Here is a 21836-nt window from a genome sequence, read left to right as displayed (position 1 = left end):
TTTCCTTAGGGTTATTTGCAGAAAAAGTTACTGCTTATGGGTGCATTCGCAAGTCTTTTGTCGATGTTTATGCTTTTTCGTGCTTTGCTGCAATGCTCAGTATTCACAAGCCAATCCTAACCACAGCATCGAGCAGCAACTTCTTCGGCGACGCACGCGTAATACACGGCGCAGTCATATTGCCCATGCGTTGCTCAATCGAATGCGCGAAATGATCCTCCGTCCGCTTGGACAGATTGTCGGTGGCTTCGTAAAAGATCAATATTTTGGATAGCTTGGTCAAGACTTGCACACTCGCCAGTCGCCGCTTCTGTCCACCCGCTAGAGCGGCTTCCCAAAGCTTGATATCGTTCTGGTAACCCTCAGGCTGGCTTTCAATCATGCCGTTGTTCCCGGCGATCTTGCAGGCCTATACATCTTGATTGAAGGTAGCATGGGGATTGGCGTCAGCAGGTTGTCGTGGATAAATTCTGAGAACAGCACGACCTTCTGGGGAAGCGACGGCATAGTTATGGCGTGGCGCGTTGGGTAACTTGCGGCGGGCAAATGTTTGTGCGTGCCTGGCAAGCTCTTACGCACCCACCTCATTGGACGCTGCGACATGAGCGCAACTCGGTGCTTTACATGGAAAGGAACCAGGATAGAACTGGTTCTAAACATTCAGGGGAACTGAATTCTCTTCGTGACAGCATGTAAGACCTTCCTTGTAGGGTGGCGGGCGATCTTGGGACATCTTGATCAGCTTTTGCCAATAATGTTTTGGGCCATTTAAGCCGATTGTAAGGAACTCGGGTATCCCCCATTCGGGTGAATCTGAGGACTTTGTACCAAGAAGCGCCCATTGGAAACACCATGCGGTAGAGTGCAGCGCTTATGAAAATCCTCTTCGTGCACCAAAACTTCCCGGGACAGTACTTGCACCTTGCGCGCCACCTTGGAGCCAGCGGACAACACCAAGTGGTTTTCATCACCCAACGCAAAGATGCGTTGTTGCCGGGTGTCAAAAACATCGTCTACAAACCGCAGCGTGCAGTGACCAAGGGGGTGCATCACTATTTGCGCGATACAGAGGCGGGCGTGCTAAATGCGCAAAATGTGGCGCGTGTCGCACTGGACTTGAAGCAATCGGGCTTTGTACCGGATGTCATGCTCGGACACAACGGCTGGGGCGAACTTTGGTACTTGAAAGATGTATTTCCTGACACTCCGCTGATTGGCTACTTCGAGTTCTTCTATCGTCTGCACGGTGCCGATGTCGGGTTCGAGCCAGGATCGGTTCAGATTTTCGATACCGGTCCACGCATCCGAACCAAAAACCTGGGGAACCTGTTGGCGCTGGATGCGGTTGACCTCGGCCAATGCCCCACTCAGTGGCAAAAGTCCCTCTATCCAACGGTGTACCAACCCAAACTGCATGTGGTGCATGAAGGGATAGACACGCAACTGGTGACGCCCGATCTGCAAGCGCGACTCAAGATTCCCGGTGGCGAAGTGGAATTGGCGGCAGGAGATGAGGTGATCACCTACGTGGCCCGCAATCTGGAGCCTTACAGGGGTTTTCCCAACTTCATGCGTAGCCTGCCGGCCATTCTGGCAAGTCGCCCGAATGCCCAGGCACTAATTGTCGGGGGTGACGCCACGAGCTATGGGCCACCTCTTGCCCATGGCAAATCTTTCCGTGAACAGATGTTGGCAGAACTGGGGTCCGCTTTGGACCTCAAGCGTGTGCACTTTCTCGGCAAGGTGCCATATTCAATGTACCTGAAAGTTCTGCAGGTATCACGGGTGCACATTTATTTGACCTATCCTTTTGTGCTGTCCTGGTCCATGCTGGAAGCCATGGCGGCCGGGTGTGTAGTCGTGGGCTCCAATACGGCGCCCGTTCAGGAGGTGATCCGCGACGGAGTAAACGGTTTCCTGGTGGATATGTTTTCACCCGACACCATTGCCAAGCGCACCATCGAAGTGTTGCAGGATCCCCGTGCCTATGACGCCATGCGGGTTGCCGCCCGACAAAGCATTGTGCGAGGGTATGACTTGGCAAACATATGTTTGCCAGCGCAATTGAAGATGCTTCATGGCGCTCTGCACAACAGGGTGTGAGTCATTTTGTAGCTTTTTGGTGACGCCAGCGTTTGCAGAAGCCTGTTTGCGTTCTTCCAACGGGCACCACCACCCTTGAGCGTACGCCGCGGTACGTCGTACAGCTGCACCAGAGCAGCAGCCATAGAGAACCAGCATATTGCGATACACGCAAAGTCAACAGATTGCTACCACTTTGGCACAGAGGAAGCTGCCACCTTTACTGGGTGGCCAAAGCTTCAAGCCTGTACTGCGCCCGGAAAGTGCAGTTCCGCTAAAGCCTTGACCTCCTCGTTGGTTTGCAAGGATTTTGTGGCGATAGCCCAAAGGTCAAAGTGAGGCGCACGGCCACGCTCGATAGCTCCAACGCTGGCAAAGCCGTTGCGTCGCAAGGAAGCGATCAAAGTCTTGAGGGTGAAGCCGCTGCGGTGCGCCATGTAAAGATTGCCGTGTGCCAGTGATGGGCGGTAGCCATACAGGATATCGATGGGTGCAATGGGGCCAGAGGGTGATTGGTAAACCGCATCGGTTAGCTGATCTTGGACCACGAGTTGGCAAACCGACTTCAGGTCCGGACAAGTGACCACTAGATACCCGTTTGGTTTAAGTACCCTGAGAAATTCTGCGAAAGCTTGTGGCAACTCGTGCACGTAGAGGTGTTCAATATTGTGGCTGGAAAACACGGCGTCCATGCTCGCATCGGCCACGTCAGACATGTCCAACATGGTACCCACAAAGTCGGGCTGTGCTTGTGGGTCAATATCCAGGCGCACTTCCGTCCAGCGTTCGGTACTGAACTCGCGTGTTGTTCTGTCTTTGTGCTTGGCTCCGCAGCCGACATGTAAAAAGGTTTGGATTGTCATGATTTCTCCGGAACTCCGTCAATGTACGCCAGATACAGCGGCATCTTTCATGCTGTGAAGCCTCCTCGAATTCCTGATCCAGCCATAAGTAGAGGTTTGGAAATTGTTTAACACGGGACTCGACCGGTGGGATACGCCCCAGCGATTCGTGAGGCCGGTGGTGGTTGCATCTGTTCAGCTAGTCCTCGGTCACCCCAGAGTCGTCGCGTGGTACGGGCTAATAACGCAGTGTCGAGCGGGCAATGCCGCTGGCGCTGCAGGCTCGGCGCTGGCTCTTGCCGTGCTCGGTCATCCGAAATTGCACGACCATCTCGCGACGCTCCAGGGTCAGAGCTTTCAGTCAACAACATCCTTTAAGGCGCCATGCATCAAGGCCAGCTCGGCGTACATGCGCTTAAGCCGGGTGTTCTCGACTTGCAGTTCGCGCAGCTGAGACAGGTGCGAAACCGTCATGCCCGACTACTGGCTTTTCCATTTGTAATAGGCCGACTCACTCACACCGTGCTTCCTGCACGTCTCGCCGACTTTGGCGCCCAGTTCAACCTCTTTGAGGATGGCAACGATCTGGCTTTCACTGAATCTGGTTTTCTTCATGTAGAGACTCCATTTGGTGGAATTCTCTACTCCCGGCTGACTCAGATTTTGGACGGGGATTCACTATTTCCTAAATGCCACAAAGATTTCATACCCGCAAAAAAGCTCGCCACAATTTGACATGTTCATGCCAAGAACAAGTACTGACTGTTTTGGCCAGGGATTCTTTGTGAGTTTGCACAGAGCCATATATCCAGGCGCTCCCTCAGGCAGGTCAGGCATGCCATGTCCCCCGCCCCCTAAATTGATGCATGACTCGATATCTGCTTCTGAGTCAAGCAATGGCTTTAGGTTCTTGGCTTCCCAGGCCATTGGTGAAGTCGATGCAATCGCTTTGTGAGCTTTTGCATATTGCAGTGCTGATTTGGCAGCTTGAAGTGACTCTGGAGGGGAAATCTTGTCGTACCAGTCTGTTCCATCAGCACCGAAACCAACTCCGCATCCCTTCACGGTCGTGCATGTAACAGTGAATATTATTTCCGGCTGGGTTCCTCCAACCAGCTTGGGAACATTATCTTCGAATGTTCCCAAAAAATACTCAGGTATATTTATTGGCTTTGTGTCCTTGTTCCTCAATTGAGCAATTCCAATTGCCGGGAGAGTCGACAGAATCAAAAGAAGAAGCAAGCGTTTCATAGAAATTGTATGAATTGATTATTTATATTTTACAGCTATCAGACCGGCTCTCACAGCTCAATTTTCCCCGGCCCGGCGTCGCTTGAACATACCTTATTTCTTTGGGGCACTGAATGTCAGCAATTGCGGCAATCTTGGCACCGGTTGACAGCAGAGACCATCCCCCATTCGGGTGATTTCACATACCTACAGTAGTGACTTTCATGATGGTTGCTCCTGTTTGCTGAAGGGGTAGATACGCAACTCCACTTTGGCACATACCGGTGCCGCCTAAGGTGGGGGCGTTCATCCCATTGCTTTCTGGCGCCTATTGTGCTGCTGTCTATGGCCGCCATGGGCACCATGCCGAATACCACGAACAGCTTCAGTTTGGAGTTAAATTGGGCGACCCGATTGCCGACATTCGGAATGTCAACAAGCCGCTAATAAGAGACATTCCCGCCCTCGGTAAAGTGATGACCATCCACCGGAAAATTCCGAGAGTGAAAATAAGGAACCAACTTTGTTAGTGTTCACTATCCACCGATAATCCGGATATCCCATAAACGTAACCCCTCACCCAGCGCTTGTCTGGGTGAGGGGTTATGCTAAGTTGAAGTGCAAAACAAAAGGCGTGTTTCTAAGCGCGTGCTAAATAGGTATTTCAGGATGTTTTTTTCATGACCTTGCCACAAAAGATACCCCAATCACTCATTAGCGCTTTTCGCTTGTCAAACTGCGTACCACGTTGATAGGCTCGCTCTACCGCATCTGGCAATTGGTGGGCTAGGGCATGTTCAGCAACCTCCCTTGGATAGGCCGTCTTTTCCGCAGCCCACATCCTGAAAGTAGAGCGAAATCCATGCACTGTGATTCCCTCGCCATTGGCGTCCACCCAAATGGACTTTTCTTCATCACTGTTCATGCGCCGCAGGACTGCTGTCAACGACATGTCTGAAAGCTCTTGCTTCTTGGTGCCAGCAAAGACAAATCCTTTGCCCTCGGCATCAACGATGCTGTTTTCATTTGCTGTGCCTGCTGAACGCACGGTTTTCAGTACGGCAAGTGCTGCATCTGAGAGAGGTACCTGATGTTCTCTGCGTGCCTTCATGCGCTCAGCAGGTATGGTCCAGACATTGTTCTCAAAATCAAACTCGCTCCACCGAGCGCCGCGAACTTCCCCAGAGCGGCAGGCAGTCAGGATGCAGAATTCCACGGCTCGGGCGGCAACACCTTCGCGCTTCTTAATGGCGCTCATGAATTCACCAATGCGCGGCCATGGAAGGGAAGGATGGTTCTTGACTCTGGTGGTCTTGCTGATGCTGGCCAGCAGGTTCTCCAGGTGTCCTTTCCATCGTGCCGGATTCTCGCCGGAGCGGTAGCCGCTTGTTGTAGCCCACCCGAGTACCGATTCAATGCGACCACGGAGCCGGGTTGCTGTCTCTGCCTTTGCCTCCCAAATGGGAGACAGGCATTTGACAATCAGTGCTGTGTCCACCTCTGCCACCGGCAACTTGCCAAAGACCGGACTTGCATAGGCGGTCAGAGTGTTGGTCCACTGGTCGCGGTGCTTTTCATTCTTCCAGCTTGCCTTATGGGCATCAATGTAGGCTTTGGCGCATTGGTCAAATGTCATCATCCTGGCGCGCTCAAGGGCGGCGGCGGTTTTTTGCTGGTTTTTGACTACCAGAGGGTTTTGACCATCAACCAGGAGTTTGCGTGCTTCGAGCGCCTTTACGCGGGCCTCGGCAAGCGTTACCGTGTGGGTTGGCCCCAGCCCCATGCCATGGGCCTTTCCATCACGCATGTAACGAAAGAGCCAGCTCTTGGAACCAGCGCGGGTGATTTGAAGGGTAAGTCCTCCTCCATCTCCGTACAGTCCGGGCTTGGTCAACTTCGCGACCTGAAGCGCTGTGAGCTTGGCGAGTTGCCGTGCCATGGGTTCTAGAATCCTTCTTTTTGACTATCAAATTGACTATCAAAGTGTAGTCGGATTTGGTTAAATTGAATAGGACTGCGTTGGACAACGAAAAGGCATTTCTCCCTCGTACAGAGGGGAATTCAGGACTTCGTAGGATTCCTTTGGATTCCCTTTGAGCGGACGTCCACTCCGCCAAAATTGAAAAGCCATCAGTCGCAAGATTGATGGCTTTTTTCTTTGTCGGCCCGATATCACGCTACCGCTACGATAGTCAGGATGTGCAGTACATCGGAATGCGACTGCCGATGGGCTTATGTACTGGAATGAACTTTGCACTGGTTCAGAGCCCTGGGAAACAACACAAGGTTTTTTTATGACAGGTTCCGTACGCAACATCCTTTCGCATCCCACGGCGCAATCGCTCTGGTCGGACACGGCCATACCGGCACCCCCGACTCCGGCGTTGCAGGAATCGATCTCTGTGGAGGTGCTGATCGTGGGTGCGGGCTACACCGGCCTCTCTGCGGCACTGCACCTGGCCGAGCGCGGTGCCAGTGTCTGCGTGCTGGATGCGCACGAACCAGGCTGGGGCGCATCAGGGCGCAACGGCGGCCAGGTCAACCCTACGCTCAAGCACGACCCCGACGAGCTCACGCGCATATACGGTGCTGAGCACTCCGAAAAGCTCATCGAGGCTGTCTCCGGATCGGCCGACCTGGTGTTTGGTCTCATTGCACGCCATGCCATCGATTGCCAGCCTGTGCGCGCCGGGTGGCTGCAGATGGGCTATACCGAGAAGGCAGTCGCCAGCATGCACGCCCGCGCGCGCCAGTGGGAGCGACGCGGCGCGCGCGTGGAAATGCTGGACAGGACCATGCTGGCCCAACGGGTGGGCAGCAGCGCATTCGCGGGTGGCTGGCTGGATGGCAGGGCCGGCAGCATACAGCCGCTGTCCTATGCGCGGGGGCTGACGCGTGCAGCCCTGAATCTGAAGGTACAGGTCCATGGTCGATCGCCCGTCACCAACCTGGTCCGCCGAGGCGCACAGTGGACCGCGACCACGGCTGGCGGCGCCACGGTTACAGCGGCCCAGGTCGTGCTTGCCACCAACGGCTATACCGATGGGCTCTGGCCAGGGCTGGCAAAGACCGTGCTCGCTGCCAACAGTTTCATCGTGGCCACCGAGCCCTTGGGTGTGAAAGGGGATTTGTTCCTGCCGGGTGGTGAGACTGCGTCCACCTCTCAACGCCTGCTGCTGTACTTTCGCAAGGACGCACAAGGCCGTCTGCTCATGGGGGGCCGCGGTCACTTCCGGGACCCCGAAAGCAGCGTTGATTTCCGGCACCTGGAGCGCGCCGTGGCTTTGACATTCCCGCAGCTTGGCCCAGTGCGTTACCAGTACCGCTGGTCGGGGCGCGTGGCGATCACCCGTGACTTCATGCCCCACATGCATCAGCCGGCCACCGGCATCACCATGGCACTGGGCTACAACGGGCGTGGTATCGCACTTGCAACCTTGATGGGTCGACAGGTGGCCGACATGCTGAACGGGACACGAGGAACCGAAGGGGGGATTCCCGTGACGCCGCTACGGCCCATTCCTCTACACGGACTGCAGCGCGCCTATGTCGCAGCGGGTGTGGCCTGGTATAGCTTGCTCGACAAGCTATCCGGTTAGCACACCCAAACGGATGCGGGCAACAATGCCTGCACTTAGGCGCCTGATCAGGCCCGCGGCCCGAAATCCAACCGCGCGGACACGCGCTCACCCCAGCGCTCCTGCGGGTAGTAGTCCCAGATGGCATGGTGCTGCGTGGCCCAGTTGTCCCACAGCAGCAATGTGCCCGGCTCCCAGCGCACCCGGACCTGGAAGGACACCTGCTTTTCTATGTGGCGAAACAGGTGCTGCAACACGGAGTCGCTCTCGGAGCGTGTGAGCTGTACGATGTTGCGTGTGAAGGCCTCGTTCACAAACAGGAATCGGTGGCCGCTGTGTGGGTGCTTGGCAACCACCGGATGCTCAGTTGCCGGAAAGATCGTTCCCGGCTCCGGCTTGGAGCCATAGCCCGCGGTCCAAGCCTCGGAGCCATCGTGAATGGCCGTGAGCTTATCCAGCAAAGTCTTGTAGGGTTCTGACAGGGATTCATAGGCCAGCACCATGTTCGCAAACGCGGTATCACCGCCGCCGCCCTCGGGTAACTTGGTGACATGCAGAAACGACGCCCAGATCGGGTTCTCGTCGCAGGACACATCGTGGTGCCAGGCGTCGCCTGCGGTAAAGCGGGAATCCGGGCCGGTGCGCCACGCCAGGATCTCGGGGTCATCGGTGCCCCCGGCGATGGCGCGGCTTTTTGCCAGCACATGGCGGTGCAAGGTGCCAAAGCGGCGCGCAAAGCGTTTGTGTTGTTCTGAGGTCAGTGTCTGCCCTCTGAAGGCCAGCACCAGGTTCTCGCGCAGGGCGCGCTGGATTTCTTCAAACTGTTGATCCGGAACCTCCCTGGATAAATCGACGCCGTGTACATCCGCACCGATGGTGGGAGCAAGGCGCGTGACCTCAATGGTCTTGTAGGGTTCACGCGGACGGGAGGTCCAATCCTTGATGGCAGTCTTGTCGTTGAAGTCTTGGTAAAAGCTCATGGTGATGTCCAAAAAATAATAGAAACACCGGGAGCGTAAGTAGCTGCCACCTTTCGCCTGTTGATTCAAATCATCATCGTCTACGCGAAAAACGAATATCAAAAATTGGAATTTGTTGCTATCGTTGGTGCTGTGGGTTCCAGCCAAATTAATACCTATGATTGAATCGCCTTGCACCATTCATATTCCCGTTGCAGACCTCCAAATCGCTGAGCGATGGTATTCAAAGGCATTTAATGCATCGCCGTCCTACTCCAATGAAGAAGGGGTTTTTTACGACATTGGCGGGTGCGAACTGATGCTTAGGCTCAGTCATTCCAAAGAGCAGGATGGCATTGGCATATATTGGAGTGCTGAGGATATTCAAGAGGAATTCAAACGGATCAGCGAATTTGCAGAGGTCAAGTCGCATCCGACAACTCCCAATGCTTTTGAACAATCTGTCGCCGAATTTCTGGACCCCTTTGGAAACATATTTGGTATTAGAGCCAAGGATTTGAAAGGAGAAAAGAACGCTCGGATTCGTCGTGCAGCGGAGCGCGCGGCATTGAAGAATGTCCGCGCTGCTGTGGACCAATTCATGGCTGCCGAGGAAAAGCAGAAAGAAGTCAATAAAAGGGTTTTCTGGATTTTTTCAACAGTATTGCTGGTATTGATTTCGGCATTTGCGTCCAGTCATTTTTTTGGAAAACCCAAAGAAAGGCATCCAGGGGAAGTGACAAACCCGGCCGACTTTTTGGGCAAGAAACCCAAGTAAGCTCTTTCAGCTTCAAGCCCAAGTGACCAGCGCAAGGTCGACCGATTTCAGCCCGGCGCTTGGTATTCCGCCTGCAGCTGATCCCCGCGTGTTCTGTAACAATTTGAACCGGCGGATGCCCGGGGCGGCAGCCACGCGTTGCCTAGTCGTACAAAGTGTTACTTATCGCACATACGAAATCAACATTCGTGCCCTACATTCAGGGTGAGGCGATTGGTCTCGACTCTTTCACACAGTTTCATCATGGCAAATCAATCAATGTTTGACTACACCCAAGACGCTTCGGCGCCCCTGTTGTCGCAAGCGGAAATCGAAATGCTGTTGAATCCCGAGCTGATTGAACGGCGACGGCATCTGCGGCGCATTCCCTGCCCAGAGGCGATCGAGCTGGACGACGAGGCTTCCTGGTCAACCTGGAACGAATTGGCGGCACAGTAAGGCCCGCGGACTGATCTGGCCCCATTACTCGACCCCGCAGAGCCGGGCCAATGCGTGGTCAGCGCGTTGGTGACCAAGTTGTGCACATGACTTGACCTTCCTCAATATTTGCCGCACCCATCGGATTAGGCTGGAGGCCAGACTATCCGAACGGTGGGCAACATGGCTGATCTCCCTCGCTTTTTCAAGAATCCCGATCTCGGGCTGCCTCTGGCAACAGGGCAGGGTGTGTTGCGTGCAGCCGTCATGGCGTCAGCACTGGCCCTGCTTGGATGTGCTGGCGATGTGGGGGTGACCATCGAGAACACGCAGGCGGCACAGGAAGCGGCACGTCTGTCCAGGCCGCCCGGCTCCATTTACACGGGCTGGCGCGTGTTCCAGGACCGGTGTGCCAGCTGCCACGGGCCGGATGCCACGGGGACCGGCAGGGCGCCCGACCTGCTGCCCAGAGTCCAGCAGATGGGCCCGCGCCGGTTTGTGGGCCTGGTGCTCAAGCGCTATGACTGGAATCTGCCGCCGCCGTCTACCACCGGTTCCGGCCCTTCAGCGGACGCCTTGATCGATGACGTCCTGCAGCGCAAGGAACCCGTCATCACCATGCCGGCCTGGGAGGGCAACCCCAGCGTGAGCGCCCATATTGCGGATCTCTATGCCTATCTCTCGGCTCGGGCCGAGGGCACCCAAGGCAAGGGGCGTCCTATCCCCTGACCATCGGGTATCCGGAACCACCGGATCTCTGCCAGGAACAACCATGCAGCCTGCGTCCACCGCCGCCCAGCAAACCGTCTTCACCGCCAAGGGGCTGGCCAAGATGTATGACATGGGTGAGATCAAGGTCCACGCGCTGGTGGATGTGGATCTGACCATCCAAAAAGGTGAGTTCATCGTGCTGCTCGGCCCTTCGGGCAGCGGCAAGTCCACCTTGCTGAACATTCTGGGCGGATTGGACCGGCCAACCAGTGGCAGCGCCATGTTTGCCGACCACGACCTGACGCACGCCACCGATGAAGAACTCACCACGTACCGGCGTGACCATGTGGGCTTTGTGTTCCAGTTCTACAACCTGATTCCCAGCCTGACCGTGCTGGAAAACGTGGAGCTGGTCACCGACATTGTTGCCAACCCCATGCCCGCGTTGGATGCCTTGGCCTTGGTGGGTTTGGCCGAGCGGGTCGATCACTTTCCGTCGCAGCTCTCTGGTGGCGAGCAGCAACGGGTGGCGATTGCCCGTGCCATCGTCAAGCGCCCCGAGGTTCTGCTCTGCGATGAGCCCACCGGCGCGCTGGACTACGTCACTGGCAAACTGGTATTGGAGGTGATTGCGCGCATCAATCGGGAGCTGGGTACGACGGCTGTCGTGATCACGCACAACGCGGCGATTGCCGGTATGGCCGACCGCGTGCTGTACCTGGGCGGGGGACGGATTGAGCGCGTTCTGCACAACGAACACAAGCTCGCACCGTCCGAGTTGACCTGGTGAGTGACTCACCATGAAAGCACTGGACCGCAAGCTGCTGCGCGACTTGCGCCTGATGTGGAGTCAGGCACTCACCACCGCGTTGGTGGTGGCCAGTGGCGTAGGTGGTTTCATCACCAGCTTCAGTGCCTTTCAATCCCTGTCCCTGTCGCGCGACGCGTACTACAGCGAGTCACGTTTTGCCGACGTCTTCTCCACCCTCAAGAGTGCGCCCCTGGCGCTGCAGCACCAGCTGGACGCCGTGGCTGGGGCGGCACATGTGCAGACTTCGCTGGCCCAGATTGTTCCCATCAGCATTCCCGGCGTGTCCGACCCGATTGCCGGACAGCTGATTGGCCTGGACACCGAGGAGCCGCAACGGCTCAACCGGATCAGCCTGCGCAGCGGACGCATGATTGCGGCCCACCACAGCGGCGCCATGGAGGTGCTGGTCTCTGAAGCCTTTGCCGGTGCGCGCCAGCTCAAGGCAGGTGACGAGGTGGACGCGCTCATCAACGGCAAGCGCGAGCGGCTGCGTATGGTGGGCACTGCGTTGTCGCCGGAGTACATCTTTGCCGGTCTGGGCGGCTCTCCCGACCAGCGCGGCTTTGGCATATTCTGGATAGACCGCCGCGCGCTTGCCACTGCCTACAACATGGAGGGCGCCTTCAACCAGGTTGCCGTGCGCCTCGGCCCGGGCGCCAGCGAAGGCGCAGTCATTGACCAGTTGGACCGCATGTTGGCTCCCTACGGCGGGCTCAACGCGCATGGCCGGGATCTGCAGGTGTCCAACATGTTGCTCAACTCCGAAATTCGGGAGCAGCAGGTGCTGGGCACGGTTCTGCCAACCATCTTCCTGGCCGTGGCCGCCTTCCTGCTCAATGTGGTTGTGGGGCGCCAGATCGCAACGCAGCGCGAGCAGGTGGCCGCTCTCAAGGCACTGGGCTACACCAATGGCGCGATTGGCCTGCACTACCTGAAGATGGTGCTGGCTATTGTGGCGATGGGGCTGGTGATGGGTTTTGCACTGGGAACGCTGCTGGGGCACGCGTTCGTGGAGCTGTACGCCCGGACGTTCCACTTCCCGCGCATGCTTTTTCGTGTGCAGCCGGCCCTGCTCCTGATTGCCACCGCAGTGACCATGGGCGCAGCTGTGCTGGCCACCATGGGTGCCATCCGAAAGACGGTGATGCTGGCTCCGGCGGAAGCCATGCGTCCGCCGTCGCCTGGCAACTTTCAGCCCATGTTGCTGGAGCGCCTGGGACTCAAGCATTGGTTTTCACCTTCGTTGCGCATGATTCTGCGCAGCATGGAACGCCAGCGCCTGCGCACGCTGCTGACGATTCTGGGCGTGGCCATGGCCATGGCCACAGTGATTACGGGTGCCTTTATGCGCGATGCCATCGCCTTGCTGATGGAAACCCAGTTCCACCAGGTGCTGCGCGGCGACGTGTTCATCAATCTGGTGGACCCCGGGCCCGCGCGCGCACTGCAAGCCGCAGCGCACCTGCCGCACGTGACGGCAGTAGAGGGTGCACGCAATGTGGCAGTGCGGCTGGTTCATGGCAACCACCATCACCGTGGCGCCATCCAGGGCAAGACCGAAGAGCCCGACCTCTTTCGCATCGTGGACATGGACAAGCGTGCCCAGCCTGCGCCGCGCGATGGACTGCTGCTGACCGATCGACTGGCCGAAAAGCTGGAGGTGCGCCCCGGCGACTACGTGCAGGTGGAGTTGCAGGAGGGGCGGCGTGACGTCTTGAGCTTGCCGGTTATCGGCACCGTGCACGAGCTTCTAGCCATGAATGCCTACATCGAGCACAGAGCGCTCAACACCCTCTTGCACGAAGGAGACATGGTGAACCAGATCACGGTGGCGGTGGAGCGCGGTTTTGAGCCGGAGCTGCTGGAGCGGCTCAAGGAGTTGCCTCGTGTGGGCGTGGCGATCAGCAAAGGGGTGATGGCACGCAACATCACCGAAGTGACGGCGCACAACATTCTCATGTTCAGCCTGGTGCTCACGCTGTTTGCCACCACCATTGCCGTCGGCGTGGTCTACAACCACGCCCGCATTGCCCTGGCCGAGCGTGCGTGGGAACTGGCGAGCCTGCGGGTGCTGGGCTTTACGCGCGCCGAAGTCTCGGCTATTTTGCTGGGCGAACTGGGTATCGAAATTGCACTGGCACTCCCCCTGGGGATGGGTTTGGGTTATCTGACGGCGCGCGGCATCGTCAGCCTCATTCGCAGTGACGATTTTTCTTTTCCCTTTGTCATCCAGCCGGCCACCTACGCCTTTGCGGCGGTCTGCGTTCTGGCGGCGGGCATCGTCAGCGCCTTGATCGTGCGTCGCCGCGTAGACCAGCTGGACCTGGTCGGTGTCCTCAAGACGCGCGAGTGACGGTCGCCACACCTATGAATACTGTATCGGAGTCACCATGAACAACAAACTGATTTCAGGCGCCAGTGCGGCGCTGCTTCTGGTCGCGCTGACCTGGGCGTTCTGGCCCAGTCCCATGGAAGTAGAGACTGCCACCGTCACCCAGGGACGTTTTGAGCGCGCCGTGCAGGAGGACGGCAAGACCCGCGTGCGTGAGCGCTATGTGGTGTCCTCCACACTGGCGGGCAGACTGGCGCGCATACAACTCGTTGAGGGCGACAGCGTGGCGCAGGGAGCCACCGTCGCGTTGATATCGCCACTGGTTCCTGCGCTGCTGGACGCCAGGAGCCAGGCCGAGCAAGCCGCCCGCGTGGGCGCCGCGCAGGCTGGACTGGCATCGGCGCAGGCCAACCTGGAGCACGCTGCGGCGGCGCTGGCGCAGAGTCGGCAGGATGTGCGGCGCAACAATGCGCTGGAACAACAGGGATTCACTTCGCCCACGCAAAGCGAGGCACTGCGCCTTGCTGAGCAACTGCGCAGCCAGGAGTGGGAAGCCGCACGCCACGCCGAAGCGGCAGCCCGTTTTGATCTGGACCAGGCGCGCGCGCCACTACGCCAGTTCGGCGCGGAGTCCGTTGCCGGAAGTGCACCTTCAAGAAAGCAGGTGGCCGTGGTGTCACCGGTTGCCGGCAAGGTTCTGAAGGTGCTGCTGCAAAGCGAAGGTGTGGTGGCATCGGGCACCGGACTGATGGAGATCGGCAACCCCGACAAGCTCGAAGTGGTGGTGGACATCCTCACCGAAGAAGCGGTGCAGGTGGCACCCGGCACGCCGGTGCAATTGCTCAACTGGGGCGGACCGGGCGCTCTGAATGGCAAGGTGCGCTACGTGGAGCCCGCCGCGTTCACCAAGGTCTCGGCACTGGGGGTGGAGGAGCAGCGCGTCAATGTGATCGCCGACATCACTTCGCCGCCGGACACATGGAAAAGCCTGGGTGACGGCTTCAAGGTGGATGTGCGCGTGCTGGTGCAGACCGTGGACAACGCCGTCATGGTGCCGGTGAGCGCACTGTTCCCGCTGGGTTCGCGATCGGGTGTGTTTGTGCTGGACGGTGACCGTGTGCACCTCAAGGAGGTCACGGTCAAGGCGCGCAATGGAACCCTGGCCTGGGTACCGGAAGGGCTGGCGCTCAACTCCCGGGTGGTCGTGTATCCGGATACCAAACTGCAGGACGGCGCAAAGGTCAAGGCGCGCTGACCATCCGACGGGGCGGAGGTGCCTGTACGCAACAGGTACTTGAAAACCACCGAAGCAGTCCAAACTGCGAGTCTCACCACGACACGCACCATGCCCACAACCCTTCTTGATCGAATGTTGCCGACCGGCACGCTGGCGTTTGCCCTGCTGGTGCTGTGCGCCGTGGTCGCGGTGGTGTGGCTGCTGGTCGAACCCTGGTGGCGGCGCAGACAGCGCACCAGGGTGGCCGCACGGCCTTTCCCCAGGGCATGGCGCACGATTCTGCGCAGGCGTGTGCCCCTGTTCCAGAGCCTGCCCGCCGATCTGCAGTTGCAGCTCAAGCAGAGCATTCAGATCTTCATCGCGGAGAAGCCGTTCATCGGCTGTGCCGGCCAGTCCATCACCGACGAGGTGCGGGTGACCATTGCTGCGCAAGCTTGCCTGCTGCTGCTCAACCGGCCCCACCACAACTTCCCCAATCTGCGGCAGATCCTGGTCTATCCCACGCGTTTTGTGGTGCCGCGGCTGCACACCGACAGCGCAGGCGTTGCGCACCAGGGCAGCAATGTGCTGTCGGGTGAGTCGTGGTCGCAAGGTCAGGTCGTGCTGTCCTGGCAGGACGTGCTCGAAGGCGCGGCCATCCCCGATGACGGTCACAACGTCGTGTTGCACGAGTTTGCGCACCAGCTGGACCAGGAAGACGGCGCCGCCAACGGCGCGCCGCAGCTCAGGAGCCTTCAGGACGGCGGCCGCTGGGCGGGCGTGATGCAAAGGGAATTCGACCGGCTGCAACAGGATGCACTGCTGGGCGCGCCCACATTACTCAACCCCTACGGTGCAACCAACCCGGCGGAGTTCTTTGCGGTGGCCACCGAGGTCTTCTTTGAGCAACCCCGGCTCCTGGCCCAGGAGCATGCGCAGCTCTACGAAGAATTGGCCCGGTTCTACCGCACGGATCCTGTGCATTGGAGCTGATGTTGTTGCGTCTGCGATGATTGCTGTGCAGATGCACCAACGGGAATCACGTATGACGACACCATTGCCTTCGTTTGGCAAGCGCCTGAAGCGCTTGCGCCGTGTCAAAGGTCTGAAGCAGGAGACCATTGCCGCGCTGGCCAACGTGAACCAGGCGACGGTGTCGCGCTGGGAATCCGGAGCCATCGCTCCGCCGCAGGAAACCATGCAACGGCTGCTGCGTGCACTCGACCAGATACCGTTCATGGACTCGGCCCTGCAGCGTCTGGTCCATACCAGTTCACTGCCGGTGCACCTCATTACCGATGTGGACCACCGTTTGCTGGCGGCCTCCATTCCCCGCCAGCGCATGTGGGGCATTGCGGAAAATGCGATGCTGCAAACGTCGCTGTGGAAGTTCGCCACCACGGACATCGTGGCTGCGGAATCGCGTCTGGGTGCCGTCGGCTGGTGGGAGCAGGAAGCGCCTGAGCCTGTCCTGGTGCATCTGCGATCACCACAGACGGAGGGGTTGCATATCCACGCCGGCACCATGCTCTGGGAGCGCGTCTGGCTGGCAAACGGGTTACCTGCGCGCCTGTGCACCAGCCTGGAGTGCCACGCATAACTTATGCGTTGACGCCTGGCCACGTGGCCGCGAAGATCAGCCGATGTCTCTCAAGTTTGAAACCACGCGCTGGCATCTGGTATTGGTTCTGTGGCTCAGCGGTGTGCTGGCTGCCATGCAGTTTTCCAAGGTGTCATTTGCCTTCCAGGCGCTGCAGGCGCACTACGCGGCTTCGGCCTCGACCATGGGCTGGATTCTGTCCACGGTGGGCATGGTGGGGCTGGTGTTTGGCGTGGTGGCGGGGTTGTGTGCGCCAGCCATAGGCTACCGGCGCCTGCTGCTGATCGGCATGGGGCTGGGCGCCGTGCTGGCATGGGGGCAGTCCTTTACACCGGCGCTGCCCCTGCTGTGGGTCACGCGTTTGCTAGAGGGCGTGTCACAGGTGTCGGTGGTGGTTGCCGCACCCACACTCATCATCCAGTACGCCGAGCCGCGCCATCGCTCCATTGCCATGGGACTGTGGAGCACCTTTGTCGGTGTGGCATTTGCATTGACAGCAGCAGGTGGCGGTTGGGTAATGCAGCGCTTTGGTCTGGACGGCCTGCTGCTGGCGCATGGCCTGGGCATGTCGGTGATGTTCCTGCTGGTGCTGGCCCTGGTTCCTGCCGACGGCAACGGCAGACCGGCATGGCCTGCACTGTCTGCCTTGCCCCGGCTGCACCTGCAGCTTTACAGCCAGTGGGCGACCGCACTGCCAGGCTTCTGCTTCTTTTGCTACACCAGCAGTGCCATCGCGCTGTTCACCTTTTTGCCGCAGCATGCCGGAGCCGACCGCGTGTGGCTGGCGCCCCTGCTGCCCCTGGTCACCATAGGCGGGACCTTTTCGGCTGGCTGGCTGGCGCAGTCGTTGCTGGTGCCCGACCGGCTGGTGCGCTGGGCTTTTGGCGGCGTGGCGCTGGCCGGTCTGTACCTGGGTGGCGCGCTTGCATGGGGCGGCGTCATGAGCGTTGCGGCCATCCTGCTGATGTACCTGCTGGGCGTGGCCGGGGGATCGTCGTTTGCCCTGGTGCCGCATCTCAATCACATGACGGTGGCGCAGGCGCGCGCGACCGGTGCCGTGGCCCAGCTCGGCAACCTGGGCTCCACGCTGGGGCCGCCGCTGGTTGCCGTGTGCATTGCGCACATGGGTGCGCGTGCCATGGTCCTGCCTGCCGTGGTGTTTGCGGTGTTGGGTTGCGGTCTGGCGACCTGGGGCATGCGCAGCTTGCGCACGCAGCCACAGAACTGAATTTGGTACGAACGCTTGCCACGCCGGGCAGATGTCAGGTCTGTGCGCCAGCACACAGCCAGCCAGGGGCGTGCCGAACAGAATGGGGTTGCGAATCGTTGCGCGTAAATTCCCATGACCAATCCAGCAGATGCACCTACCAAGGCGACTAACGGCGCGACGGGCACGGCCACCACGTCCATGGATGAGCGCGACCAGATCAGCCAGAACATCGAAGCCGTGCTGGACTTCTACAGTCGGGACCGCGAGAAAATGACCTATTGGCAACGCGTGCTGGAGCGCGTGGGTGACTGGATCGGCCAGCCCGCGTTTCTCGGGCTGACCTTGCTGTTCGTTGCTTGCTGGACCGCCTGGGACAGCGCACTGCGCATGATGCACAAGATCGAGTTTGATCCGGCCCCCTACTTTGCGCTGCAGGGGCTGGTGGGGCTTGCGGCCCTGTTGACCACCACCGTGGTGCTGATCAAGCAGAACCGCCTGGCCCGGCTGGAAGAGCAAAGGGCGCATCTGGACCTCAAGGTCAACCTGCTCACCGAACAGAAGGCGGCCAAACTGATTGAGCTGCTGGAAGAGCTGCGGCGCGATCTGCCCAACGTATCCAATCGCCACGATCCTGAAGCCGCGTCGCTCAAGCAGTCGATGAACCCCGATCTGGTGCTGGCGGCATTGGACGAGCGCAACACCGAATGAACCCGCGTCTGGTCGTGCCGGCCAGCATGCAGGCGCTGTGGATCGTCTTGCGAAAAGTGGGGCAGTCCTGGCTGGAGGATTACGTACCCAGCATGGGTGCGGCATTGGCCTACTACACGTTGTTTTCGCTGGCGCCCTTGTTGCTGATCGTGGTGTCGGTGGCGGGCATGGTGTTTGGCGAAGATGCGGCGCGTGGCGAAATTTCCGCGCAGTTGGGTGACCTGATGGGGCAGCACAGCGCCAGCGTGGTGCAGGACCTGCTGGTCGATGTGCGCAGGCCGCAGACCGGGGCATCGGTTTCGGTGCTGGGTATGGTGCTGCTGTTCATCGGTGCCACGACGGTTTTTGGCGAACTGCAAGATGCGCTGGACCGCATATGGCGTGTGCCAGATCGCGTTGCGCACTCGGGCTGGTTGACGCTGGTGCGTACGCGGCTGCTGTCGTTCGGGATGATTCTGTCCTTGGGTTTTCTGCTGGTGGTGTCGTTGATGGCCAGCGCCGCACTGGCCCTGCTGGGGCGTTGGGGCGCCACGGTGTTTCAGGGCTGGTATGCGATCGCGGCCATGGGTAACGCGGTGGGAGGTTTTGTGCTGGTTGCGACCATGTTTGCGCTCATCTACAAGGTCATGCCGCGCGCCCGCGTGCAGTGGAAGGACGTGTGGATAGGTGCCATATTCACCGCCTTGCTGTTTTCCCTGGGCCGCACGCTGATCGGCTGGTACGTCTTGCGCAGCGGCGTTGCTTCCGGCTTTGGGGCCGCCGGTTCGCTGGTGGTCATCCTGCTGTGGATCTACTACTCGGCGCAGATCTTTCTGATCGGTGCGGAGTTCACCTGGGTGTATGCCAACACCTTTGGCTTGCGGCGTCCGCACCCCATTCAAGGAGTCCATCCCCATGAATCAACCCCCATCGCCCGAGTCGGCTGAGCCCTCCATGCTCGCCGCGGCGTCTGCAGAAATGCAGCTCCTGAAACAACTGCGCGCGCAACGCAAGCTGCGGCGCCAGAACCTCGCGGCGGACCCCAAGGCCATCAGCGATCAGCTCGATGCCGCGCCGCTGACCCGCGGCCAGTATCTGGCGGACCGGGTGGCGGCCACCATTGGTTCCTGGCGCTTTATCCTGATTCAGAGCACGGCCATCATCGTGTGGATCACGGGCAATGTGCTCAGTGGTTCACACGCCTGGGATCCGTATCCGTTCATTCTTCTCAATCTGCTGTTGTCGTTCCAGGCCGCCTACACCGCACCTGCCATCATGATGAGCCAGAACCGTCAGTCGGAACTGGATCGGAGCCACGCCCGCAACGACTACGAAATCAATGTCAAGGCCGAGCTGGAAATTGAGCTTCTGCACGACAAGATTGACCTGATGAAAGAGCGCGAACTGCAGGTGCTGACCGAGGCCATCCAGCAACTGTCAACCCAGCTGGAGCAGATCCGCCACCAGTTGCCCAAGTAGCTGGGCCCTTGGACAGGAGCGAAGGCTACAACCAATAGGCCAGGCGGCTGGACAGCCATTCCTTCAGTCGGTCCAGTGCGGGGCGCTCTTGCCACTGCTGCAGCGTCATGGGCAGGCTGAAGCGGCGATCCTCTTCAAAGGCACTCTCCATGGCTTGGCCAAAGGCTTCATCAAACACCATCACGTTGAGCTCGTGGTTGTGCAGAAAGCTGCGCGTATCCATGTTGGCCGACCCGACGGTGGACCAGACCGAATCGATGACGGCGGTCTTGGCGTGCAATACCGAGATCTGCAACTGGTACAGATGGATGCCACTCTCCAGCAGCTGCTGGTACAGCGCATGCCCTGCGTAAAACACCAGACTGCTTTCGCGCACCGCCGGCAATATCAGGGTCACGTCCACGCCGCGGCGTGACGCCTCCATCAAGGCCTGCAGAATGTTGGCGTCGGGCGCAAAGTAGGCAGTGGTGATGTGCACGGACGTCTTGGCCGAGCGTATGGCCAGCAGGTAGGCACGGTAGATTTCCTGGTCGCCCTCGGGTTCGCTGGCCAGCACGCGCAGCAGCGTGGCTCCGGCAGTCACCGGTGCGGGAAAGAAGTCGCCGTCACTCAAGGGCGCAGCCTGCTGGGAAACCCAGTGGTTCAGGAACTCCCACTGCAGGGCGGCGACGGCTGGGCCCTCGATCTGGACATGCGTGTCGCGCCAGCCGACCTTTTCCTGGCTGTGGCGATGGCTGCGAAACAGCGAGCTGTTGGCGTAGCTGCTGCTGATGTTCACGCCGCCGGTAAAGGCAATGCGTCCGTCCACCACCAGCAGCTTGCGGTGGTCACGTTGGTTGAATTCCAGGGGGCTTGTGGCGCGCAGTGGGTTGATGGGGTTGAAGGCAACCAGCTGAATGCCGGCGGAGCGCATGCGCTCAAAGAACGCCTGGGGTGTGCCATGGTGCCCACCGCGTCGTAGATGATGTGCACCTGCACGCCCGCGCGCTGGCGTTCCATCAACAGATCGGCAATGGGTGTACCCACCGTGTCCTCATCAAAGATGTAGGTTTCCAGATTGATGTGGTCTTTTGCCGCCGCTATGGCACGCCGCATGGCGGCAATGGTTTGCGGACCGTCCGACAGCAGAGTCACACGATTGCCGGCGATCAACGGTTTGCTGGTAGCCAGTTCTTCCACGGCAGCCATGGCCTGGGTGTCCGCATGGCTGTTCTTCCAGTGGCGCAGCAGCAGCGATTGCGCCGCCTGGGGACGCATGGGTCCCTGGGCATTCGTGACGGATGGAGGTGCGTTGCCGATATCGGGATCATCCATGGAAGAAACATCCTGCAGGCTCGCACATGCGGCCACGCTGAGACAGCACAAGCAGAGCGCCGTGCGCCCGATCAACTGGCGCATGGGGTACAGGATTGGCATGCTCCGACGATAGCCGCGCAGGCAGACGCCGTCCGTGTGCGCCCGCACAGACCTGCAGGGTCGGGCGGTCTAAGCTGGCTTCACATGCGTCTTGCATGCACCCCAAAGCACTTCAACACAAGGAAACCCCATGTCTACCAAGGATGTCTACATCGCCAAGATCAAGCTGCAACTCGACGAGTTGAACGACTCCATGAACCAGCTCGAAGCCAAGACCAACGAGGCCAAAGTCGAAGCACGCGAGAAATACAAGCAGGAAATGGCCAACCTGCGTCACCAGTCCGCACTGGCCGTGGCCAAGCTGGAAGAAGTGCGCAGCACCACGGAAGACAAATGGGAGTCCCTGGTGACCGAGATGGAAAAAGTCCGCGATGCGTTCAAGCATTCCTTCAGCTACTTCCGCTCGCAAGTCAAGTAGGCTGCAGGGTCCGTGGTGCAATCAGTGCCACGCAAAAAAAAAAGCCGGACGGGCTATGCACCCGTCCGGC

Annotated in this window: 23 protein-coding genes; 15 read left to right on the top strand and 8 right to left on the bottom strand. The window is 59.2% G+C overall.

Annotated elements, in window-relative coordinates:
• Nucleotides 1-103: 103 nt before the first annotated feature.
• Nucleotides 104-382, bottom strand: coding sequence for a hypothetical protein (locus AAGF34_RS24795; protein ID WP_342618385.1), 279 nt, complete (start codon nucleotides 380-382; stop codon nucleotides 104-106).
• A 491-nt stretch (nucleotides 383-873) separates the two neighbouring features.
• Between AAGF34_RS24795 and AAGF34_RS24790 the strand changes: the two genes are divergently transcribed.
• On the top strand, nucleotides 874-2103 hold the full coding sequence (locus AAGF34_RS24790; RefSeq protein ID WP_342618384.1) for a glycosyltransferase family 4 protein: 1230 nt from the start codon (nucleotides 874-876) through the stop codon (nucleotides 2101-2103).
• A gap of 218 nt (nucleotides 2104-2321) precedes the next feature.
• Here the strand turns inward: AAGF34_RS24790 and AAGF34_RS24785 are convergent, their stop codons facing one another.
• The 4 genes from AAGF34_RS24785 to AAGF34_RS24770 form a co-directional block, all read right to left on the bottom strand.
• Nucleotides 2322-2945 (bottom strand): class I SAM-dependent methyltransferase, encoded by a 624-nt coding sequence (locus AAGF34_RS24785; RefSeq protein WP_342618383.1) that lies wholly within the window; start codon nucleotides 2943-2945, stop codon nucleotides 2322-2324.
• A 459-nt stretch (nucleotides 2946-3404) separates the two neighbouring features.
• Nucleotides 3405-3539 carry a transposase gene (locus AAGF34_RS24780; RefSeq protein WP_342618382.1) on the bottom strand — a complete coding sequence of 45 codons (135 nt, stop codon included), beginning with the start codon at nucleotides 3537-3539 and terminating at the stop codon, nucleotides 3405-3407.
• Between the two features lie 63 nt (nucleotides 3540-3602).
• Nucleotides 3603-4175, bottom strand: a complete 573-nt coding sequence (locus tag AAGF34_RS24775; RefSeq protein WP_342618381.1) for a hypothetical protein — start codon at nucleotides 4173-4175, stop codon at nucleotides 3603-3605.
• Between the two features lie 643 nt (nucleotides 4176-4818).
• Nucleotides 4819-6093 carry a tyrosine-type recombinase/integrase gene (locus tag AAGF34_RS24770; protein WP_342618380.1) on the bottom strand — a complete coding sequence of 425 codons (1275 nt, stop codon included), beginning with the start codon at nucleotides 6091-6093 and terminating at the stop codon, nucleotides 4819-4821.
• Nucleotides 6094-6448: 355 nt separating this feature from the next.
• Between AAGF34_RS24770 and AAGF34_RS24765 the strand changes: the two genes are divergently transcribed.
• Nucleotides 6449-7753: an FAD-binding oxidoreductase gene (locus AAGF34_RS24765; protein WP_342618379.1), complete on the top strand. Its 1305-nt coding sequence runs from the start codon at nucleotides 6449-6451 to the stop codon at nucleotides 7751-7753.
• 47 nt (nucleotides 7754-7800) lie between these two features.
• On the opposite strand, the gene AAGF34_RS24760 is transcribed toward AAGF34_RS24765, so the two are convergent.
• Nucleotides 7801-8712: a TauD/TfdA family dioxygenase gene (locus tag AAGF34_RS24760; RefSeq protein WP_342618378.1), complete on the bottom strand. Its 912-nt coding sequence runs from the start codon at nucleotides 8710-8712 to the stop codon at nucleotides 7801-7803.
• A gap of 157 nt (nucleotides 8713-8869) precedes the next feature.
• Here AAGF34_RS24760 and AAGF34_RS24755 point away from each other — a divergent pair, with 157 nt between their 5' ends.
• The 12 genes from AAGF34_RS24755 (at nucleotide 8870) to AAGF34_RS24700 (ending at nucleotide 19932) form a co-directional block, all read left to right on the top strand.
• Entirely contained in the window at nucleotides 8870-9469 is a 600-nt protein-coding gene (locus AAGF34_RS24755) for a VOC family protein (RefSeq protein WP_342618377.1), read from the top strand.
• 243 nt (nucleotides 9470-9712) lie between these two features.
• Nucleotides 9713-9907, top strand: a complete 195-nt coding sequence (locus tag AAGF34_RS24750; protein ID WP_342618376.1) for a hypothetical protein — start codon at nucleotides 9713-9715, stop codon at nucleotides 9905-9907.
• 162 nt (nucleotides 9908-10069) lie between these two features.
• Nucleotides 10070-10615: a c-type cytochrome gene (locus tag AAGF34_RS24745; protein ID WP_342618375.1), complete on the top strand. Its 546-nt coding sequence runs from the start codon at nucleotides 10070-10072 to the stop codon at nucleotides 10613-10615.
• A 43-nt stretch (nucleotides 10616-10658) separates the two neighbouring features.
• Nucleotides 10659-11387, top strand: a complete 729-nt coding sequence (locus AAGF34_RS24740) for an ABC transporter ATP-binding protein (RefSeq protein ID WP_342618374.1) — start codon at nucleotides 10659-10661, stop codon at nucleotides 11385-11387.
• 10 nt (nucleotides 11388-11397) lie between these two features.
• Nucleotides 11398-13761 (top strand): ABC transporter permease, encoded by a 2364-nt coding sequence (locus AAGF34_RS24735; RefSeq protein WP_342618373.1) that lies wholly within the window; start codon nucleotides 11398-11400, stop codon nucleotides 13759-13761.
• A 37-nt stretch (nucleotides 13762-13798) separates the two neighbouring features.
• Entirely contained in the window at nucleotides 13799-14995 is a 1197-nt protein-coding gene (locus tag AAGF34_RS24730) for an HlyD family efflux transporter periplasmic adaptor subunit (protein WP_342618372.1), read from the top strand.
• A gap of 90 nt (nucleotides 14996-15085) precedes the next feature.
• Nucleotides 15086-15949: a M90 family metallopeptidase gene (locus tag AAGF34_RS24725; RefSeq protein WP_342618371.1), complete on the top strand. Its 864-nt coding sequence runs from the start codon at nucleotides 15086-15088 to the stop codon at nucleotides 15947-15949.
• A 52-nt stretch (nucleotides 15950-16001) separates the two neighbouring features.
• The gene (locus tag AAGF34_RS24720; RefSeq protein WP_342618370.1) at nucleotides 16002-16556 is read left to right on the top strand and encodes a helix-turn-helix transcriptional regulator; all 555 of its coding nucleotides are present in this window, start codon (nucleotides 16002-16004) and stop codon (nucleotides 16554-16556) included.
• Nucleotides 16557-16599: 43 nt separating this feature from the next.
• On the top strand, nucleotides 16600-17784 hold the full coding sequence (locus AAGF34_RS24715) for an MFS transporter (protein WP_342618369.1): 1185 nt from the start codon (nucleotides 16600-16602) through the stop codon (nucleotides 17782-17784).
• Nucleotides 17785-17898: 114 nt separating this feature from the next.
• Nucleotides 17899-18474 (top strand): DUF1003 domain-containing protein, encoded by a 576-nt coding sequence (locus tag AAGF34_RS24710; RefSeq protein ID WP_342618368.1) that lies wholly within the window; start codon nucleotides 17899-17901, stop codon nucleotides 18472-18474.
• Nucleotides 18471-19400, top strand: a complete 930-nt coding sequence (locus AAGF34_RS24705; RefSeq protein ID WP_342618367.1) for a YihY/virulence factor BrkB family protein — start codon at nucleotides 18471-18473, stop codon at nucleotides 19398-19400. Before AAGF34_RS24710 ends, AAGF34_RS24705 begins: the two co-directional genes overlap by 4 nt.
• Nucleotides 19369-19932 (top strand): DUF1003 domain-containing protein, encoded by a 564-nt coding sequence (locus AAGF34_RS24700; protein ID WP_342618366.1) that lies wholly within the window; start codon nucleotides 19369-19371, stop codon nucleotides 19930-19932. The genes AAGF34_RS24705 and AAGF34_RS24700 overlap by 32 nt, the downstream gene beginning before the upstream one ends.
• 25 nt (nucleotides 19933-19957) lie before the next feature.
• On the opposite strand, the gene AAGF34_RS24695 is transcribed toward AAGF34_RS24700, so the two are convergent.
• Both AAGF34_RS24695 and AAGF34_RS24690 read right to left on the bottom strand, forming a co-directional pair.
• The gene (locus AAGF34_RS24695) at nucleotides 19958-20740 is read right to left on the bottom strand and encodes a phospholipase D-like domain-containing protein (RefSeq protein WP_342621175.1); all 783 of its coding nucleotides are present in this window, start codon (nucleotides 20738-20740) and stop codon (nucleotides 19958-19960) included.
• A complete protein-coding gene (locus AAGF34_RS24690; protein WP_342618365.1) occupies nucleotides 20707-21348 on the bottom strand; it encodes a hypothetical protein in 642 nt (213 codons plus the stop codon). Before AAGF34_RS24690 ends, AAGF34_RS24695 begins: the two co-directional genes overlap by 34 nt.
• Nucleotides 21349-21478: 130 nt before the next feature.
• Between AAGF34_RS24690 and AAGF34_RS24685 the strand changes: the two genes are divergently transcribed.
• Nucleotides 21479-21766 (top strand): hypothetical protein, encoded by a 288-nt coding sequence (locus tag AAGF34_RS24685; protein ID WP_342618364.1) that lies wholly within the window; start codon nucleotides 21479-21481, stop codon nucleotides 21764-21766.
• The last annotated feature ends 70 nt before the right edge of the window (nucleotides 21767-21836 follow it).

The organism is Rhodoferax sp. GW822-FHT02A01, from assembly GCF_038784515.1.
Classification (GTDB): Bacteria; Pseudomonadota; Gammaproteobacteria; order Burkholderiales; family Burkholderiaceae_C; genus Allorhodoferax.
The sequence above is the reverse complement of the archived record's forward strand: the minus strand, read 5'-3'. Positions and strand labels throughout refer to the sequence as shown.

Excerpts from the sequence above, each read along its gene's own strand:
- AAGF34_RS24795 (WP_342618385.1), bottom strand. The coding sequence starts at position 382 with ATGATTGAAAGCCAGCCTGAGGGTTACCAGAACGATATCAAGCTTTGG.
- AAGF34_RS24790 (WP_342618384.1), top strand. The coding sequence starts at position 874 with ATGAAAATCCTCTTCGTGCACCAAAACTTCCCGGGACAGTACTTGCAC.
- AAGF34_RS24785 (WP_342618383.1), bottom strand. The coding sequence starts at position 2,945 with ATGACAATCCAAACCTTTTTACATGTCGGCTGCGGAGCCAAGCACAAA.
- AAGF34_RS24780 (WP_342618382.1), bottom strand. The coding sequence starts at position 3,539 with ATGAAGAAAACCAGATTCAGTGAAAGCCAGATCGTTGCCATCCTCAAA.
- AAGF34_RS24775 (WP_342618381.1), bottom strand. The coding sequence starts at position 4,175 with ATGAAACGCTTGCTTCTTCTTTTGATTCTGTCGACTCTCCCGGCAATT.
- AAGF34_RS24770 (WP_342618380.1), bottom strand. The coding sequence starts at position 6,093 with ATGGCACGGCAACTCGCCAAGCTCACAGCGCTTCAGGTCGCGAAGTTG.
- AAGF34_RS24765 (WP_342618379.1), top strand. The coding sequence starts at position 6,449 with ATGACAGGTTCCGTACGCAACATCCTTTCGCATCCCACGGCGCAATCG.
- AAGF34_RS24760 (WP_342618378.1), bottom strand. The coding sequence starts at position 8,712 with ATGAGCTTTTACCAAGACTTCAACGACAAGACTGCCATCAAGGATTGG.
- AAGF34_RS24755 (WP_342618377.1), top strand. The coding sequence starts at position 8,870 with ATGATTGAATCGCCTTGCACCATTCATATTCCCGTTGCAGACCTCCAA.
- AAGF34_RS24750 (WP_342618376.1), top strand. The coding sequence starts at position 9,713 with ATGGCAAATCAATCAATGTTTGACTACACCCAAGACGCTTCGGCGCCC.
- AAGF34_RS24745 (WP_342618375.1), top strand. The coding sequence starts at position 10,070 with ATGGCTGATCTCCCTCGCTTTTTCAAGAATCCCGATCTCGGGCTGCCT.
- AAGF34_RS24740 (WP_342618374.1), top strand. The coding sequence starts at position 10,659 with ATGCAGCCTGCGTCCACCGCCGCCCAGCAAACCGTCTTCACCGCCAAG.
- AAGF34_RS24735 (WP_342618373.1), top strand. The coding sequence starts at position 11,398 with ATGAAAGCACTGGACCGCAAGCTGCTGCGCGACTTGCGCCTGATGTGG.
- AAGF34_RS24730 (WP_342618372.1), top strand. The coding sequence starts at position 13,799 with ATGAACAACAAACTGATTTCAGGCGCCAGTGCGGCGCTGCTTCTGGTC.
- AAGF34_RS24725 (WP_342618371.1), top strand. The coding sequence starts at position 15,086 with ATGCCCACAACCCTTCTTGATCGAATGTTGCCGACCGGCACGCTGGCG.
- AAGF34_RS24720 (WP_342618370.1), top strand. The coding sequence starts at position 16,002 with ATGACGACACCATTGCCTTCGTTTGGCAAGCGCCTGAAGCGCTTGCGC.
- AAGF34_RS24715 (WP_342618369.1), top strand. The coding sequence starts at position 16,600 with ATGTCTCTCAAGTTTGAAACCACGCGCTGGCATCTGGTATTGGTTCTG.
- AAGF34_RS24710 (WP_342618368.1), top strand. The coding sequence starts at position 17,899 with ATGACCAATCCAGCAGATGCACCTACCAAGGCGACTAACGGCGCGACG.
- AAGF34_RS24705 (WP_342618367.1), top strand. The coding sequence starts at position 18,471 with ATGAACCCGCGTCTGGTCGTGCCGGCCAGCATGCAGGCGCTGTGGATC.
- AAGF34_RS24700 (WP_342618366.1), top strand. The coding sequence starts at position 19,369 with ATGAATCAACCCCCATCGCCCGAGTCGGCTGAGCCCTCCATGCTCGCC.
- AAGF34_RS24690 (WP_342618365.1), bottom strand. The coding sequence starts at position 21,348 with ATGCCAATCCTGTACCCCATGCGCCAGTTGATCGGGCGCACGGCGCTC.
- AAGF34_RS24685 (WP_342618364.1), top strand. The coding sequence starts at position 21,479 with ATGTCTACCAAGGATGTCTACATCGCCAAGATCAAGCTGCAACTCGAC.